This is a genomic window from Streptomyces sp. T12, assembly GCF_028736035.1.
Taxonomy (GTDB): domain Bacteria; phylum Actinomycetota; class Actinomycetes; order Streptomycetales; family Streptomycetaceae; genus Streptomyces.
Map to the genome: position 1 here is coordinate 6,920,171 of NZ_CP117866.1, position 14,646 is coordinate 6,934,816.

At 66.1% G+C, this 14,646-nt stretch carries 18 protein-coding genes; 8 read left to right on the top strand and 10 right to left on the bottom strand.

Annotated features, from left to right (window positions below):
- Window positions 1–34: 34 nt before the first annotated feature.
- From PBV52_RS31335 to PBV52_RS31345, 3 genes are all read left to right on the top strand, one after another.
- Entirely contained in the window at window positions 35–1,261 is a 1,227-nt protein-coding gene (locus tag PBV52_RS31335) for a phage major capsid protein (protein ID WP_274242885.1), read from the top strand.
- Window positions 1,262–1,519: 258 nt separating this feature from the next.
- On the top strand, window positions 1,520–1,924 hold the full coding sequence (locus PBV52_RS31340) for an HNH endonuclease signature motif containing protein (RefSeq protein WP_274242886.1): 405 nt from the start codon (window positions 1,520–1,522) through the stop codon (window positions 1,922–1,924).
- On the top strand, window positions 1,921–2,196 hold the full coding sequence (locus PBV52_RS31345; protein WP_274242887.1) for a hypothetical protein: 276 nt from the start codon (window positions 1,921–1,923) through the stop codon (window positions 2,194–2,196). The genes PBV52_RS31340 and PBV52_RS31345 overlap by 4 nt, the downstream gene beginning before the upstream one ends.
- Before the next feature lie 406 nt (window positions 2,197–2,602).
- Here the strand turns inward: PBV52_RS31345 and PBV52_RS31350 are convergent, their stop codons facing one another.
- The 5 genes from PBV52_RS31350 to PBV52_RS31370 form a co-directional block, all read right to left on the bottom strand.
- On the bottom strand, window positions 2,603–3,046 hold the full coding sequence (locus PBV52_RS31350) for an ATP-binding protein (protein ID WP_274242888.1): 444 nt from the start codon (window positions 3,044–3,046) through the stop codon (window positions 2,603–2,605).
- A gap of 86 nt (window positions 3,047–3,132) precedes the next feature.
- Window positions 3,133–3,966, bottom strand: coding sequence for a helix-turn-helix transcriptional regulator (locus PBV52_RS31355; protein WP_274242889.1), 834 nt, complete (start codon window positions 3,964–3,966; stop codon window positions 3,133–3,135).
- The gene (locus PBV52_RS31360; RefSeq protein WP_274242890.1) at window positions 3,963–4,478 is read right to left on the bottom strand and encodes a DUF6879 family protein; all 516 of its coding nucleotides are present in this window, start codon (window positions 4,476–4,478) and stop codon (window positions 3,963–3,965) included. Before PBV52_RS31360 ends, PBV52_RS31355 begins: the two co-directional genes overlap by 4 nt.
- Window positions 4,462–4,668, bottom strand: coding sequence for a hypothetical protein (locus PBV52_RS31365; RefSeq protein WP_274242891.1), 207 nt, complete (start codon window positions 4,666–4,668; stop codon window positions 4,462–4,464). Before PBV52_RS31365 ends, PBV52_RS31360 begins: the two co-directional genes overlap by 17 nt.
- 262 nt (window positions 4,669–4,930) lie before the next feature.
- Window positions 4,931–6,601, bottom strand: coding sequence for a fumarate hydratase (locus PBV52_RS31370; protein WP_274242892.1), 1,671 nt, complete (start codon window positions 6,599–6,601; stop codon window positions 4,931–4,933).
- 164 nt (window positions 6,602–6,765) lie between these two features.
- Here PBV52_RS31370 and PBV52_RS31375 point away from each other — a divergent pair, with 164 nt between their 5' ends.
- Both PBV52_RS31375 and PBV52_RS31380 read left to right on the top strand, forming a co-directional pair.
- Complete coding sequence (locus PBV52_RS31375) at window positions 6,766–7,449, top strand: DUF1707 domain-containing protein (protein ID WP_274242893.1); 684 nt, start codon at window positions 6,766–6,768, stop codon at window positions 7,447–7,449.
- A gap of 174 nt (window positions 7,450–7,623) precedes the next feature.
- A complete protein-coding gene (locus PBV52_RS31380) occupies window positions 7,624–8,001 on the top strand; it encodes a WhiB family transcriptional regulator (protein WP_128433454.1) in 378 nt (125 codons plus the stop codon).
- Window positions 8,002–8,057: 56 nt separating this feature from the next.
- Here PBV52_RS31380 and glpX read toward each other — a convergent pair whose 3' ends face one another.
- Entirely contained in the window at window positions 8,058–9,095 is a 1,038-nt protein-coding gene (glpX, locus tag PBV52_RS31385; RefSeq protein ID WP_274242895.1) for a class II fructose-bisphosphatase, read from the bottom strand.
- Window positions 9,096–9,222: 127 nt separating this feature from the next.
- On the opposite strand from glpX, the gene PBV52_RS31390 reads away from it, so the two are divergent.
- Window positions 9,223–9,744 carry a DUF4245 domain-containing protein gene (locus PBV52_RS31390; protein WP_274242896.1) on the top strand — a complete coding sequence of 174 codons (522 nt, stop codon included), beginning with the start codon at window positions 9,223–9,225 and terminating at the stop codon, window positions 9,742–9,744.
- Between the two features lie 99 nt (window positions 9,745–9,843).
- On the opposite strand, the gene PBV52_RS31395 is transcribed toward PBV52_RS31390, so the two are convergent.
- From PBV52_RS31395 to xseA, 3 genes are all read right to left on the bottom strand, one after another.
- On the bottom strand, window positions 9,844–10,434 hold the full coding sequence (locus tag PBV52_RS31395; protein WP_274242897.1) for a malonic semialdehyde reductase: 591 nt from the start codon (window positions 10,432–10,434) through the stop codon (window positions 9,844–9,846).
- Between the two features lie 156 nt (window positions 10,435–10,590).
- On the bottom strand, window positions 10,591–10,836 hold the full coding sequence (locus PBV52_RS31400; protein ID WP_274242898.1) for an exodeoxyribonuclease VII small subunit: 246 nt from the start codon (window positions 10,834–10,836) through the stop codon (window positions 10,591–10,593).
- Window positions 10,837–10,845: 9 nt separating this feature from the next.
- Entirely contained in the window at window positions 10,846–12,099 is a 1,254-nt protein-coding gene (gene xseA / locus PBV52_RS31405) for an exodeoxyribonuclease VII large subunit (protein WP_274242899.1), read from the bottom strand.
- A gap of 235 nt (window positions 12,100–12,334) precedes the next feature.
- Here xseA and PBV52_RS31410 point away from each other — a divergent pair, with 235 nt between their 5' ends.
- Both PBV52_RS31410 and ppgK read left to right on the top strand, forming a co-directional pair.
- Complete coding sequence (locus PBV52_RS31410; protein WP_274242900.1) at window positions 12,335–13,363, top strand: 4-hydroxy-3-methylbut-2-enyl diphosphate reductase; 1,029 nt, start codon at window positions 12,335–12,337, stop codon at window positions 13,361–13,363.
- A 29-nt stretch (window positions 13,364–13,392) separates the two neighbouring features.
- Window positions 13,393–14,142 (top strand): polyphosphate--glucose phosphotransferase, encoded by a 750-nt coding sequence (ppgK, locus tag PBV52_RS31415; RefSeq protein WP_274242902.1) that lies wholly within the window; start codon window positions 13,393–13,395, stop codon window positions 14,140–14,142.
- A 63-nt stretch (window positions 14,143–14,205) separates the two neighbouring features.
- Here ppgK and PBV52_RS31420 read toward each other — a convergent pair whose 3' ends face one another.
- Window positions 14,206–14,607, bottom strand: a complete 402-nt coding sequence (locus PBV52_RS31420; RefSeq protein WP_373921931.1) for a DUF6542 domain-containing protein — start codon at window positions 14,605–14,607, stop codon at window positions 14,206–14,208.
- Window positions 14,608–14,646: the final 39 nt, after the last annotated feature.

The window sequence follows — 14,646 nt, forward strand, 5'->3', positions numbered from 1 at the left end:
CTTCCTGGCCCTGACCCGAAGAGGAAACCACACAATGAAGCCTGAGCTTCGTAAGATACTTGAGACTGCCGAGGCCGAGGATCGCGGCCTTACCGCCCGTGAGGTGGCCGCCGTGATCAATTCAATTCCGGCTGAAGAGCGCATGGCGCGTACCGAGATTCTGGCTGCGGTCAACGGCCCGAACGGGACGGATTCCGCCGAGACTCGCGATTCGATCGCTGAAACTCTGAAGTACATGGAGCTGCGCGCCATTGATGCGCGCGAGGATCGGGCGAGACTTGACCGTGAAGCCGAGGTTCGCGCCATAGCGGAGAAGGCCGGGGCGCTTGTTATGCCGATCGGCGGTTCCGGGCTGCCTGGCGACTCGGACGAGTGGCGGGCCCTAATGTCGTCGCTTAATGAGTACCGTGTAGCGACGCAGGGAAGCGTTCCGTCTGCGGGCGGCTACACCGTGCCCGATCAGATGGCGGGCAAGTATGTGGACATTCTGAAGGCGAAGTCGACTTTCCTGCGTGCGCTTCCCTCCGAGAACGTTCTGAGTTTCGAGTCTGACAATCTTCAGGTGCCGCAGCTCACTGCGTCCAGCGGTGAGGGATATGTGGATGAGCTTGCCACGATTCCTGAGGGCACGATGACGTGGGGATCGCTGACTTTCCCTGCGAAGAAGATTGGGCGTATCCAGTGGGCCTCTTCCGAGGTGCTGGAGGATTCCCGCCTGGATCTGCGGAACATCATCGGTCAGAACCTTCTTCGGGATGCAAGTCTGCGTTTCGATAAGGACGCCTTCACCGGCGGTCTGACTGACCCGATCAAGGGCATCATTGCCCAGGGTGTGACGACTACGCTCACGGCCGGCAACACTGTTGTGAAGTATGACGACTTGGCCGATGCCGTGGCCCGTATTGAGGCTACCAACGGCGCTCCGTCGGTCGTTTGGGCGAGTACCGATATGGCTGCTGCACTCCGTAAGGAGAAGGCGTCCGGTTCCGGTACTTACCAGGGTGGCTCTCCGACCGAATCCCCTGCCTCTACGGCATGGGGCCTTCCGGTTCTGACTTCTGGCCACCTTCCGGCGAAGACGGTGATTGTTGCTGACAGTTCCCGGCTGATCGTCGGTATTCGCCGGAATGCCACGATCAAGGTTAGCGAGGATGCACGCTTTGATTCCGACCAGGTCGGTTTCAAGCTCACGATGCGCGTTGCTGGTGTGAGCCTGGCCGAATCCACTTCGGTCCAGATTGTCAAGGCTGCCGCTAGCTAATCAGCGTGACATTCAGGTTTCTTGCCTAGGCGCCGCCTAGCTCCCCCGGTTTGGACCGCCGGGGGTTTGTCGGACCGTTTTCTTGCTGTGACGGTCAGAGCCTCGACAGAGGCGTGTAGAAGAGGTTCGGGGACAGGGTTTTGACGGCCCCCTGTCCCCGCGCCGACTCTCTCTTTTTTGCTTTCTAAGTGCTGCCCAATCTAGCCAAAACTCCCGCCCTGCGTTTCTTCCCAGAAACCCATCCTGAAGGAAAACCCGATGAGAACGTTCCTTAACCTTGATGACAAGTCCGCCGTTCGTACTTACTTCCGAGAAAGGTCCGCCATTTGGCCCGATTCTGAGGGCGGCTGCTGGACTTGGGAGCAGTACCGCACGCCGGACGGGTACGGCCGTTTCACTTCCGGTGGGACGCAGCTTTATGTGCACCGCGAGGCTTACAAAGCGTTCGGTCGACGTATCCCGGACGGTTTCACGATCGACCATCTGTGCGGCGTTAGGAACTGTTGGAATCCCGCCCACCTTGAAGCGGTCACCCAGGAAGAGAACAGCCGAAGAGGCAGAAACGCCTTTTGGAAGGCGTTCATGAAGGAGCACTTTGCCGCACGGAACGTAGTTCGAAAGCTGGGCGGTTCCGTAATCGAACCCGTGGAGGTGAACCGATGAACCATATTGATTGGATTCGCTCCCAGACTGAGTTTGACTCCGAAACCCAATGCCGTATCTGGCTTGGCCAGGTGAGCTGGGACGGCGAACCTCGGGCTCAAATCGGTTGCCACGAAGCCAACATCAAACGCTATCTCATGGCGAATGAATACCGCCGCAAAGGCTTCTATCCGATCTTCGAGAATGCCTGTCAGGGCGGAAAGCTGTGCATAACGCGAAGGCACCTGAAGCTTGCTCGATGGAATCCACATAGGGCCAAAGGGGAAAAGTGAACGAGCTAATCCACCGGATGGCCAGGAAGCGTTTCGAGGCGGAGCAGAAGCGCGCCCGTATGACGTGGCTTCTGGCCGAGGGTTTGAAGGCGCGTACGGCCCGCCTAATGGCTTATCCTGACTCGGCGAAGTGATTGGATTTACCTCGGCCTGGCGGGCCGGCTGAGGGCTCCATTTCATCTCTGTGGCTCTACCGTGGCGTAATCAACGAAGGTTCGCCGATAGCGGTTGTGTCCTGTTTCTCGGGTGTGCTCGGCCATCCATTTGACGGCCGTCTCTTCGCCTATCTCACCCGAGGAAGCTCCGCAATCAGCTTCGTCGCCGGAAACGCAAACAGCAGACCAGGACAGTTCCCCGGTTGGGTCCTGTCTCGTCACGTAGTCGATGAAGCGGTATACCGCGCGGCTCACGCGTCCGCCTTCCGGTCGATCTCAAACCACACTGTCTTACCGACCGCGTATTGCCCGTTCACCATTCGTGGGTCTGTGCCCCATCGACTGGCAACAGTGGCGACAAGGGACAAGCCTCTGCCTTCTTCTTCGCTATCGTCGACATGGCGCATGATGGGAACCTGGTTCGAGGCGTCTGAGACTTCGACTCGTAGCCGTTCCTCGGTGACCTCGAATACGGTCTCAATCTCACGCCCTGGCGATACCCGCGCATGGCGTACAGAGTTCGTCACTAGCTCGGAGAGAAGGAGAACGGCAGGATCGGTCAGGTCCTCGGCGTTCCAGTGTCGGAGGTATTTGCGCAACTGGGAGCGTGCCAGCGCAACGCACTTCGGGTGACGGGTCCAATTCCAGCGCATCACCTTTGGGGCCGGGGCTTCCTCCTGCATGGTGATGGTCATCCGCTGTTCCCTCCGCTTTGGTAGCCCATCAAAGGTAAGGGTGAGCGTGGAGGGGTTTGGGCCCGAGTCGCGTTGTGGACTAAAGATCATGAACGGCAGAGAGCCGACCACTCCGAGAGTTTCGCCCTGGCTTCTTCACCAAACAGTGCGCATTCCTCGTAACCGGAGAACTCATCGAGGAAGCTCTGAATATCGCGGCTGTCACGTAGGACGAGACTTCCGGCTGATGTCTCAATGACGGTCAAGGATACGTCGTAGATCGTGAATGTGTTCAGGGGTGTTCTAGGGGTGGACGCGCCGACGGGTATCAGGCCAATACGCACGTTCGGGAGATAGCTCAGTGAGGAAATCCTGTCCATCTGCTCGGCCAATGCCAGGGGCGCGACAACGGGCCAGCGAATCGCTTGTTCCGTCAGAATGAACGTGAACCGCTTCGAGGCGTCATAGAGAACGGCTTGCCTTTCCAGCTTCCCTGCAATGGCTTTACTGGTGTCTGCCGGGGAATGGGCGAGGCTTGCCCGAACGTATTCCGGAGTGGCAAGAAGACCGGTGACCATGGATAGCAGGAAGTAGCGCATGTGCGTCGAGGACGCTTCGAGCGCCTTCAGTTCGGCCTGTCTTGTTCCCAGTCCTTTTCGGCGTAGCTCTCGAAGGTTCCGCCATTCGGTATTCGCCATTCTGGCGAGAGCCGAGACTTCCTCGATCATGCTCGGTGGCGCGTCGAGTGCTCTCAAGATTTGCTCGACGTCCACCAGGGACGGCCGTACTTTCCCGTTCTCAATCCTGCTCACCTTGGATTGAGACATGTTGCAGCGCGCAGCAAGCCGGACCCCTGAGAGTCCGGCTTGTTTGCGTAGTTCTCGGAGCTTCGAGGCCAGTTCTTGACTGGACTGGCCTAGCTGCTCGGGTTCGAACGTCACCCCTTCACGTACTCCAGAAACGGCATTGACTCGGCCTCGGCGATTCGCTGGTACTCGACGAACGGGGCGGGATCTCCCCCGTACAGCTCTCGACCGATCTGCGTTCCGTCTTCCTCGTAGTGCATGAGAACGACCGTGGACCGGTCGAAGAGCCAGAAGTCTTGAATCCCTTGCAAGGGGTTCTCTCGTTCTGTCACATCGAGGATTCGGATGTCTTCCCCGGCCAACACATGCGGCGTGTAGTACCGCGAGAACTCGAATCGGAGGTATTCGGAAAGCGGTTGGGCCACGACGTGCACCCGCCCCTTTCGCTTGCCTTCACCTCGTAGCCGCTTCAGGTCTTCCGTGTAGGCGGACGAGTACGTGTGCGGGTCGACACGCTTACCCGCGCGGAAGGCTTCGATTTCTCCGGACTCCTGGGGTACGAGGTATTGAGGCAGAGTCTCCAGTCGCCACGCTTCCGACTGGACCCCTCGGAACATTGCCCGCCACTCGTCACCATCCAAGAGCACGGACAGCCTCCCTCAGAACCGATTCCGGGATCTCCACCAGCCCCTCACCCGTGGGCGGTGTGAAGGCGTCGGAGACGTCGCCCTGTATGACGAACGATCCTCGCTCCGTGCGGTACACGTTCGGGCAGTCATCCTCACCGCACTCGCCATTGCCGTTTCCGGTGTGCCGAGTCAGTTCCTCGCGTGCCATTGCGAAACCCCCTGATTCGTGGCCCCGGTTGGGCCGTCGCATACGACGGTACGAGGGGCCGCCGAGGAGCGTCTATGCATTCAGGCGACTATGCGCGTTCTTGCATACACCCGTGGCCCAGACCGTTGCGGCCGTGGTCGCGCCCTGCCCCGAGTGAGGTCCCACGCGGGCTTGTGTGGGCCGGTCGCGGGTGAGATGGGCGCTTGCACAGAGAGCCCCCAGCCGACGGCCGGGGGCTCTCTGTGGGGGCGTCACTGTCGGGTCAGCCCAAGCCGGGACCACGCACCGGGATGCTGGTGAAGGTCGGCTGAGAGAGTTGCTGCGGGCTGAAGAAGTCGTTGCCCTTGTCGTCGACCACGATGAACGCCGGGAAGTCCTCGACCTCGATCTTCCAGACGGCCTCCATGCCGAGCTCCTCGTACTCGACGACCTCGACCTTCTTGATGCAGTCCTGGGCGAGACGGGCGGCGGGCCCGCCGATGGAGCCCAGGTAGAAGCCGCCGTGGGTGCCGCACGCGTCGGTGACCTGCTTGCTGCGGTTGCCCTTCGCCAGCATCACCTTGGAGCCGCCCGCGGCCTGGAACTGCTCGACGTAGGAGTCCATACGGCCGGCCGTCGTCGGGCCGAAGGAGCCGGACGCGTAGCCCTCCGGCGTCTTCGCCGGCCCGGCGTAGTACACCGGGTGGTCCTTCAGGTACTGCGGCATCTCCTCGCCCGCGTCCAGCCGCTCCTTGATCTTGGCGTGCGCGATGTCGCGGGCCACGACCAGCGGACCGGTGAGCGAAAGGCGGGTCTTCACCGGGTACTTGGTCAGCTCGGCAAGGATCGACTCCATCGGCTGGTTCAGGTCGATCTTGACGACGTCACCGTCCTGCTCCAGGTGCTCGTCCGTCGTCTCCGGCAGGAAACGCGCCGGGTCGGTCTCCAGCTGCTCCAGGAAGACGCCCTCCGCGGTGATCTTCGCGACGGCCTGACGGTCGGCGGAGCAGGAGACGGCGATGGCGACGGGGCAGGAGGCACCGTGCCGCGGCAGCCGCACCACCCGCACGTCGTGGCAGAAGTACTTGCCGCCGAACTGCGCGCCGATCCCGATCTTCTGCGTCAGCTCGAAGACCTTCTCCTCCAGCTCCTTGTCCCGGAAGCCGTGCCCGAGCGGCGAGCCCTCGGCCGGGATCTCGTCCAGGTAGTGCGCGGAGGCGTACTTCGCGGTCTTCAGCGCGTACTCGGCGGACGTACCGCCCACCACGATCGCCAGGTGGTACGGCGGACAGGCGGCCGTACCCAGCGAGCGGATCTTCTCCTCCAGGAACTTCATCATGGAGGCCTCGTTCAGGACGGCCTTCGTCTCCTGGTAGAGGAACGACTTGTTGGCCGAGCCGCCGCCCTTCGCCATGAAGAGGAACTTGTAGGCGCCGCCGTCGGTGGCGTACAGCTCGATCTGCGCGGGCAGGTTGGAGCCGGTGTTCTTCTCGTCCCACATGGTGAGCGGAGCCATCTGCGAGTAGCGCAGGTTGAGGTTCAGGTATGCGTCGTAGATGCCGCGCGACAGGGCCTCTTCGTCGCCGCCCTCGGTCAGCACGTTCTGCCCGCGCTTGCCCATCACGATCGCCGTACCGGTGTCCTGGCACATGGGGAGCACGCCGGCGGCCGCGATGTTCGCGTTCTTCAGCAGGTCCAGGGCGACGAACTTGTCGTTGCTGGACGCCTCGGGGTCGTCGATGATGCGCCGCAGCTGAGCCAGGTGCGCGGGCCGCAGATAGTGCTGGATGTCGTGGATGGCCTCCTCGGCCAGCTTGCGCAGCGCCTCGGGCTCGACCTTGAGGAACGTCCGCCCGTCGGCCTCGAAGGTGGAGACACCCTCGGAGGTCACCAGCCGGTACGGGGTGGTGTCCTCTCCCATGGGGAGCAGATCGGTGTACGCGAACTCAGGCATCTCAGCCCATTCCTCACTCGACAGACGGCTGCCGCCTCCATTGGCGGCCTCATCAGCGTAGAACCTGTCCGAGGCCGGAAGCTTGTGAGGTAAGGCTCAGTTCGACATCCTGTTCGTCATCCACAGGGGTATCGCGATCTATCGTGTTTGAGTACCCTGCTGCCGTGGACCTTCAGAAGCAGACCGCACCCGCTGCCGCCACCGAGCTGCGTGCCTCCGACGCCGATCGCGACCGGATCGCCGACATCCTGCGCGACGCCCTGGCCGAGGGCCGCCTCACCGCCGAGGAGCACGCCGAGCGCGTCGAGGGCGTGCTGACGGCGAAGACGGTCGGTGAGCTGGACGTCTTCATACGGGACCTGCCCGCGGCCCACGAGCGCCGCGTACCCCATGTGCCCGCCCCCGGCCGCCCCGCCCCCGGCGCGATCCCGGCCGACCCCGACGAGAACGTGGTCGCGGTCTTCAGCAGCGCCGTCCGCCGGGGCCGCTGGCGCGCGGGCCGCCGTATCCATGCGTACGCGATCTTCGGCAGTGTGGAGATAGACCTCAGCGAGGCGCTCTTCGAGTACCAGCACGTCGTGATCCGGGCGTTCTCGGTCTTCGGCAACGTCGAGGTCCGCGTCCCGGAGAACGTCTCGCTGCGCGGCACGGGCGGCGGTGTCCTCGGCAACTTCGAGGTGGACCACGTCGACGCGGAGGACCCCGAGGCGCCGGTCGTCCATGTCGACGGCTGGGCCGTGCTCGGCAACATCGAGGGCCGGCCGAAGCGGGGGAAGATCGTCGCGGACATCCTCGATCGCGTTCAGCGCAAGGTCGACAGGAGTTTGCGCAAGCATCTGGATCATTGACGGTTGTGAATCGACCGCCTCCGTCCCGGCTCCGCGGCCGTTGCCGACGCCGCACAGCGGTGCGCAGGACCCCCCGAAATCCAGCGGTTCGGAACTGACTGCATAGGCGCGCGTACAGCGGGTAGACCTTGCTGCATCGTCTCTCGCTCGCGAAGCCGTCGTCAGGAGTAGACCGTGCTGCAACCGCCGCATTCGTCCCTGCAGGTAGCTGCCGTTCCGGCCCAGCGGGTGCCAGTGCGAGACAGGGACCAAGACGCCCCGTGGCATACGGAGGCCGTGTGCCGCCGCGACGAGGCCGGCCTGTTCTTCGCCCCCTCAAAGGAGCCGACCGCGGCCCGCCTCTCCCGCGAGGAGGCGGCCAAGCGAGTCTGCGCCCGCTGTCCGGTCATGGTCGAGTGCCGCGAACATGCCCTTCTCCAGCCCGAACCGTACGGCGTCTGGGGCGGCCTCACCGCAGCAGAACGCCGAGTGGTCCTGGCAAGGCGCCGCCGCCGCGAAATGGAACTGAAGAAGGCGGCACGCGCGACGAACCGCATAGCGCAGGCGGGATAACCGGCAAACAAAATGGGCGCCCCCTCCGCACCGGGGGCGCCCAACGCCACTAAGCGCTACTTCGCCCTGTCGAAGTCGATCGCGCTGTAAGCCCGCAGCTTGCTCAGTCGGTGCTCGGATTCAATCCGCCGCACCGTCCCCGACTTCGACCGCATCACGATCGAGTCGGTGGTCGCGGTCTCCGACCGGTACCGCACGCCCCGCAGCAGCTCACCGTCGGTGATCCCGGTCGCGACGAAGAACACGTTGTCCCCGGCGACCAGGTCGTCGGTGAGCAGCACCCGGTCGAGGTCGTGCCCGGCGTCGATCGCCCGCTGCCGCTCCTCGTCGTCCTTCGGCCACAGCTTGCCCTGGATGGTGCCGCCGAGGCACTTCACGGCACAGGCCGAGATGATCCCCTCCGGCGTACCGCCGATGCCGAGCAGCATGTCGACGCCGGTGCCCTCGCGCAGTGCGTAGATGGACCCCGCGACATCGCCGTCGGAGATCAGCTTGATGCGCGCACCGGCATCCCGGATCTCCTTGATGATGCCCTCGTGGCGAGGCCGGTCGAGGATGACGACGGTGACGTCCTCCGGCGTGGACCGCTTCGCCTTCGCGACCCGGCGGATGTTCACGGACACGGGCGCGTTGATGTCGACGAAGTCGGCGGCCTCGGGGCCGGTGACCAGCTTGTCCATGTAGAAGACGGCCGACGGGTCGAACATGGAGCCCCGGTCGGCCGCGGCCAGCACGGCGATCGCGTTGGGCATGCCCTTCGCGGTCAGGGTGGTCCCGTCGATCGGGTCGACGGCGATGTCGCACTCCGGCCCGGTCCCGTCGCCGACGCGCTCCCCGTTGAAGAGCATCGGTGCCTCGTCCTTCTCGCCCTCGCCGATGACGACCACGCCGTTCATCGACACGGTGGAGACGAGGGTCCGCATGGCGCGCACCGCGGCACCGTCGGCGCCGTTCTTGTCGCCGCGCCCCACCCAGCGGCCCGCGGCCATCGCCGCGGCTTCGGTCACGCGGACCAGTTCCAGGGCGAGGTTGCGGTCGGGGGCTTCGCTGGGTACTTCGAGCTCGGACGGCAGATGATGATGATTCTCGGTCATCGAGGCGCACCTTTCTGATACGACGACGGCCGGATGAGGGTGACGGCCCTGACTCTATCCTCGGGCGGGCAGTATGAGCAGGGGGCCCCACGGATGAGCAGGCGGGGCACCTGCGACGATAGGGGGCGTGGCAGGTTCGAACGGCAAGCAGAAGTCGGTCCGGAACATGGTCCTCTCCCTGGGAGTGACCGTGCTCGCGGCGGGAGTCATCTATCTCTTCGTCCCCCATGAGGACGGCGCTCCCGACCTCCCGCGGGTCGACTACCGCGTCGAGCTGCTCACGGCCCGCCGCGCGGCGTCCTACCCCGTGGTCGCACCCCAGGGGCTGCCCGACACCTGGAAGGCGACGTCCGTCCGCTTCAAGGGCGACGACTTCGACGCCTGGCACGTCGGCTTCCAGACCCCGGGCGGGGAGTACGTGCAGGTCGAGCAGTCGGCCGAGAAGCCGGCGACGTTCCTGGAGGAGGCCACCCAGGGCGGGCAGGCGACCAAGGTCACCGAGGAGATCGGCGGCCGGACGTGGACGCGGTACACGGGCGGCCGCTACGACGCGCTCGTGCACCAGGAGAAGGGCGCGACCACCGTGGTGGCGGGCACGGGGTCGTTCGATCAGCTGACGCAGATGGCGAAGGCGCTCAAGGCGGAGTGACCGCCCCGCGCGACCTGGCTGACGACGAAAGGCCCCCGGCGACACCGCCGGGGGCCTTTCGGGTGCGCGGGCTCGGCGCCCGCTGGGTGCTCGGGTCGGTCAGACCGTGGTGATGACCTCGTCGAACTCCAGGCGCGGGGAGCGCGGGTACCAGGCGTCGGGGCCCGGCTTGCCGATGTTGACGACCATCAGCGGGGTGTGGTCGTCGTCCAGGAACTCCTTGCGGACGCCCTCGAAGTCGAAGCCGGTCATCGGGCCGGCGGCCAGCCCGGCGGCGCGGACGCCGACGATGAAGTACGCGGCCTGCAGAGCGGCGTTCAGCGAGGCGGCGTTCTCGCGGGCCGCGCGCTCGCTGAAGAAGAGGTCCTTGGCCTGCGGGAACGCCGGGAAGAGGGCCGGCAGCTCCTCGTGGAACTCGTTGTCCGCGGACAGGATCGCGACCAGCGGGGCGGCGGCGGTCTTGGCCTGGTTGCCCTCGGCCATGTGCTGCACCAGGCGCTCACGGGCCTCGGCGGAGCGGACCAGGGTGATGCGCAGCGGGGTCTGGTTGAAGGCGGTGGGGCCGTACTTGACCAGGTCGTAGATCGCCTGGACCTGCTCTTCGGTCACCGGCTCGTCGGTGAAGCTGTTCGCGGTGCGGGCCTCGCGGAACAGCAGGTCCTGGGCGGCGGAGTCAAGAACGAGAGACATGCGTGAACCTTCTCGGGGTGTGCGGCGTGCGCGTGAAACGGACCCCGGAGTTAAACGGACCGGGGACCGGTTGTCGTCGTCGACGGTACGCGAGACAAGTTCAAGCTTCAACAAAAAGCGGGGCGTGGTGATCCGCCTCACAACACCGTCCTGGCGTCAGGAGCCGTCCTCGCCGTCTTCCTGCTCGGCCTCGGCCACGGCCTCCTCGGCCAGCGCCGCGTCCAGCCGCGCCCGTGCCCCGTCCAGCCAGCGCCGGCACACCTTGGCCAGCTCCTCGCCCCGCTCCCACAGCGCGAGGGACTCCTCCAGCGTCGTACCGCCCGCCTCCAGCCGCCGTACGACCTCGATCAGCTCGTCCCGGGCCTGCTCGTACCCGAGGGCCTCTTCCACCTTGCTGGTCATTCGCCCACCCTATGCATCGCTACGTGCATCGCTTGATCCATCGACTCGACTGCTTGATCCATCGACTCGTACGGAGAACTCACCCTCGGCGACCCGCGCGCGCAGCGCCTCGTCCGCCGTCACCTCGCCCGGGTCCCGGACCACATGCCCGTCGGCCTTCTGCAGCACCGCATACCCGCGCTTCAGGGTCGCCGCGGGGGAGAGGGCCACCACACGCGCGTGCGTGTGCGTCAGCTCCGACTCGGCGCGGTCCAGGAGGTGGCCGAGGCAGCGGCGGCTGCGGTCGAGGAGCGAGGCCACATGATCCGCGCGCTCGTCGATCATCCGGTGCGGATCCTCTATCGAGGGCCGCGCGAGGGCATGCGCGAGCCCGCGCTCCTCCCGGTCGATGTACGCCTCGACACACCGCCGGGCCCGGTCACGCAGCATCCGCACCCGCTCGTACTCCTCGCCCACGTCCGGCACGACCTTCTTGGCCGCGTCGGTCGGAGTGGAGGCGCGCAGGTCGGCGACGTGGTCGAGGAGGGGATTGTCGGGCTCGTGCCCGATGGCGGACACGACCGGCGTACGACACGAGGCGACGGCCCGCACCAGCTGCTCGTCGGAGAAGGGCAGCAGATCCTCGACGCTCCCGCCCCCGCGGGCGACGATGATCACATCCACGTCGTCGATCTCGTCGAGCTCCTTCACCGCCTGCACGACCTGCGGTACGGCGTGCACGCCCTGCACGGGGACGTTGCGCACCTCGAAGCGGACGGCGGGCCAGCGGTGGCGGGCGTTCTCCAGCACGTCCCGCTCGGCGGCGGAGGCGCGTCCGCAGACCAGGCCGATCAGCTGGGGGAGGAAGGGCAGCGGCTTCTTCCGCTCCGGCGCGAACAGCCCCTCTGCGGCAAGGGCCTTCTTCAGCATCTCCAGCCGGGCGAGGAGCTCGCCGACGCCGACGGGCTTTATCTCGGTGGCGCGCAGGGAGAGCTGGCCACGGGGCGCGTACCACTCGGGCTTGGCGAGTACGACGACGCGGGCGCCCTCGCTCACCACGCCGGCGACGGCGTCGAAGACCTGCCGATAGCAGGTCACGCTGACGGAGATGTCGTACGACGGATCCCGCAACGTCAGAAACACCACGCCGGCGCCGGGCCGCCGCGACAACTGCGTGATCTGTCCCTCGACCCACACCGCCCCGAGCCGATCGATCCACCCCCCGATGAGCCGCGACACCTCACCGACGGGCAGGGGCGATTCGGGAGACGTGTTCACAGCCATGCGCCGAGCGTAACGGCCACCACCGACAACACGGCCCAGCCCAACCGGGAGCCCCAGCCGAGGGCCTGCCCGGCGCGGGTGGGCAGCCCCCAGACGGGCTGAGTGCCCACACCTGAGCCGGTGCCCCACCCGTCGCGCCGTTTCCCACCCCTCACAGCCTGCCGTCAGTCTCCCCACCAACCCGTCACCCACGCGATACCCACGCGATCTTCGACCCCCCGAACGCACCCTTACGATGGGACGCATGACTGCTTCGTCTGGCCGCCGTGTCCTGCTCGCCGCCCCCCGTGGCTACTGCGCGGGTGTGGACCGCGCCGTGATCGCCGTCGAGAAAGCCCTGGAGCAGTACGGCGCTCCGGTGTACGTCCGGCACGAGATCGTCCACAACAAGTACGTCGTACAGACCCTGGAGAAGAAGGGCGCCGTCTTCGTCGAGCGCACGGAGGAGGTGCCGCCGGGCAACATCGTGATGTTCTCGGCGCACGGCGTGGCCCCCGTCGTCCACGAGGAGGCCGCGCGCGGCCAACTCGCCACCATCGACGCGACCTGCCCGCTGGTCACCAAGGTCCACAAGGAAGCCGTCCGCTTCGCCAACGAGGACTACGACATCCTCCTGATCGGGCACGAGGGCCACGAAGAGGTCATCGGTACGTCCGGCGAGGCCCCCGACCACATCCAGCTCGTCGACGGCCCGGCCGACGTCGCCAAGGTCGAGGTCCGTGACCCGTCGAAGATCGTGTGGCTGTCCCAGACCACCCTGTCCGTCGACGAGACCATGGAGACCGTCGACGCGCTGAAGGAGAAGTTCCCGCAGCTGATCTCCCCGCCCAGCGACGACATCTGCTACGCCACGCAGAACCGCCAGCTCGCGGTGAAGCAGATGGGCGCCGAGGCCGAGCTGGTCATCGTGGTCGGCTCGCGCAACTCCTCCAACTCCAAGCGGCTGGTCGAGGTCGCCAAGCTGGCCGGCTCGCGCGAGGCCTACCTCGTGGACTTCGCGAGCGAGATCGACGAGGCCTGGCTGGAGGGCGTGACGACGGTGGGCGTCACCTCCGGCGCGTCCGTCCCGGAGGTGCTCGTCGAGGAGGTCCTGGAGTGGCTCGCCCAGCGCGGCTACGGCGACGTCGAGCTCGTCAAGGCGGCCGAGGAGTCCATCACCTTCTCCCTGCCGAAGGAGCTGCGCCGCGATCTGCGCGAGGAGGCGGCGGCGCTGATCGCCGAGCGCACGGGGGCCGATGGTGGCTCCGGCGACTCCGGGGAGTGACCGTCAGTCCCGCGTCGTAACGTAGGGCCATGCAGATCTTCGGCTTGGACATCGGTGGATCCGGGATCAAGGGCGCCCCGGTGGATCTGGACAGGGGCGATCTCGCCCAGGAGCGCTTCAAGGTGCTCACTCCGCAACCGGCCACTCCCGACGGGGTGGCCGACGGCGTGAAGCAGGTCGTCGAGCACTACGGCTGGGCGGGGCCGGTCGGGCTGACGTTCCCCGGCGTGGTCACCGACGGATCCACGATCCGTACGGCGGCGAACGTCGACAGAAGCTGGATCGACACCGACGCGCGCGCGTTGTTCAGCGAGCGCCTCGGCGGCCTCCCGGTGACGGTGGTCAACGACGCGGACGCGGCCGGCGTGGCCGAGATGCACTTCGGCGCGGGCCGCGACCGCAGAGGCACCGTGATCCTCCTCACCTTCGGCACGGGCATCGGCAGCGCGCTGTTCGTCGACGGCGCCCTGGTCCCCAACACCGAGCTGGGCCACCTCGAACTCCACGGCCACGACGCCGAGAAGCGCGCCTCCAGCAAAGCCAAGGAGGACGAGGAGCTGACCTGGGAGCACTGGGCCCACCGCGTCCAGAAGTACCTCGCCCATGTCGAGATGCTGTTCTCCCCGGAGCTGTTCATCATCGGCGGCGGGGTGAGCCGCAAGTCCCACAAGTTCCTGCACTACATCGAGGGCATCAAGGCGGAGATCGTCCCGGCGCAGCTGCAGAACAACGCGGGGATCGTGGGGGCGGCGATGCGGGCGGCGGAGAAGGACGGCTGAGGGACGGCTCCAGGACGGCTGAAGGACGGCCGAAAAGGATGGCTGAAGGGCGACTGGCGACGCTCACACGGACCGGCGGCGGGCCGCCGCCCTGCGCACCATCAGACGGACCCTTCGTACGGTCACGATGAGACCGGTGATCAGCGTCCCCCCGTACAGCCACCCGGCCTGAGTGGCGAGGGCGGTCACGATCCCCATCAGGTGACCGCCGATCCCCCCGCCCTGGTCGGCCACCGGAACCAGCCCCACGGCGAAGGCGATCGGCACGACCACCGGCGCGGTCATCAGGTCGCCCCTGCGCACCCAGACCGCGGTCAGCACGCACACCGGCAGGAACAGCACGCTGTACACCGTGAGTGACGACCCGAACAGCAGCGCGTCGAGGTGGCCGAGCAGGAACATCACGGCACTGCAGAACAGGCCGCCGCCCAGGCCGGTGAGCCGGGGGTTGGGAAACCGGCGCACAGCCTGCGGCGCGGGAGACGTCCCGGGCCGCCGTACCAC

Bases quoted from the DNA above. Each gene is read 5' to 3' on its own strand.
- PBV52_RS31345 (WP_274242887.1), top strand. From the start codon at position 1,921: ATGAACCATATTGATTGGATTCGCTCCCAGACTGAGTTTGACTCCGAA.
- xseA (WP_274242899.1), bottom strand. From the start codon at position 12,099: ATGGCTGTGAACACGTCTCCCGAATCGCCCCTGCCCGTCGGTGAGGTG.
- PBV52_RS31410 (WP_274242900.1), top strand. From the start codon at position 12,335: ATGGGACGCATGACTGCTTCGTCTGGCCGCCGTGTCCTGCTCGCCGCC.
- PBV52_RS31395 (WP_274242897.1), bottom strand. From the start codon at position 10,434: ATGTCTCTCGTTCTTGACTCCGCCGCCCAGGACCTGCTGTTCCGCGAG.
- glpX (WP_274242895.1), bottom strand. From the start codon at position 9,095: ATGACCGAGAATCATCATCATCTGCCGTCCGAGCTCGAAGTACCCAGC.
- PBV52_RS31335 (WP_274242885.1), top strand. From the start codon at position 35: ATGAAGCCTGAGCTTCGTAAGATACTTGAGACTGCCGAGGCCGAGGAT.
- PBV52_RS31365 (WP_274242891.1), bottom strand. From the start codon at position 4,668: ATGGCACGCGAGGAACTGACTCGGCACACCGGAAACGGCAATGGCGAG.
- PBV52_RS31340 (WP_274242886.1), top strand. From the start codon at position 1,520: ATGAGAACGTTCCTTAACCTTGATGACAAGTCCGCCGTTCGTACTTAC.
- PBV52_RS31370 (WP_274242892.1), bottom strand. From the start codon at position 6,601: ATGCCTGAGTTCGCGTACACCGATCTGCTCCCCATGGGAGAGGACACC.
- PBV52_RS31350 (WP_274242888.1), bottom strand. From the start codon at position 3,046: ATGACCATCACCATGCAGGAGGAAGCCCCGGCCCCAAAGGTGATGCGC.
- ppgK (WP_274242902.1), top strand. From the start codon at position 13,393: ATGCAGATCTTCGGCTTGGACATCGGTGGATCCGGGATCAAGGGCGCC.
- PBV52_RS31400 (WP_274242898.1), bottom strand. From the start codon at position 10,836: ATGACCAGCAAGGTGGAAGAGGCCCTCGGGTACGAGCAGGCCCGGGAC.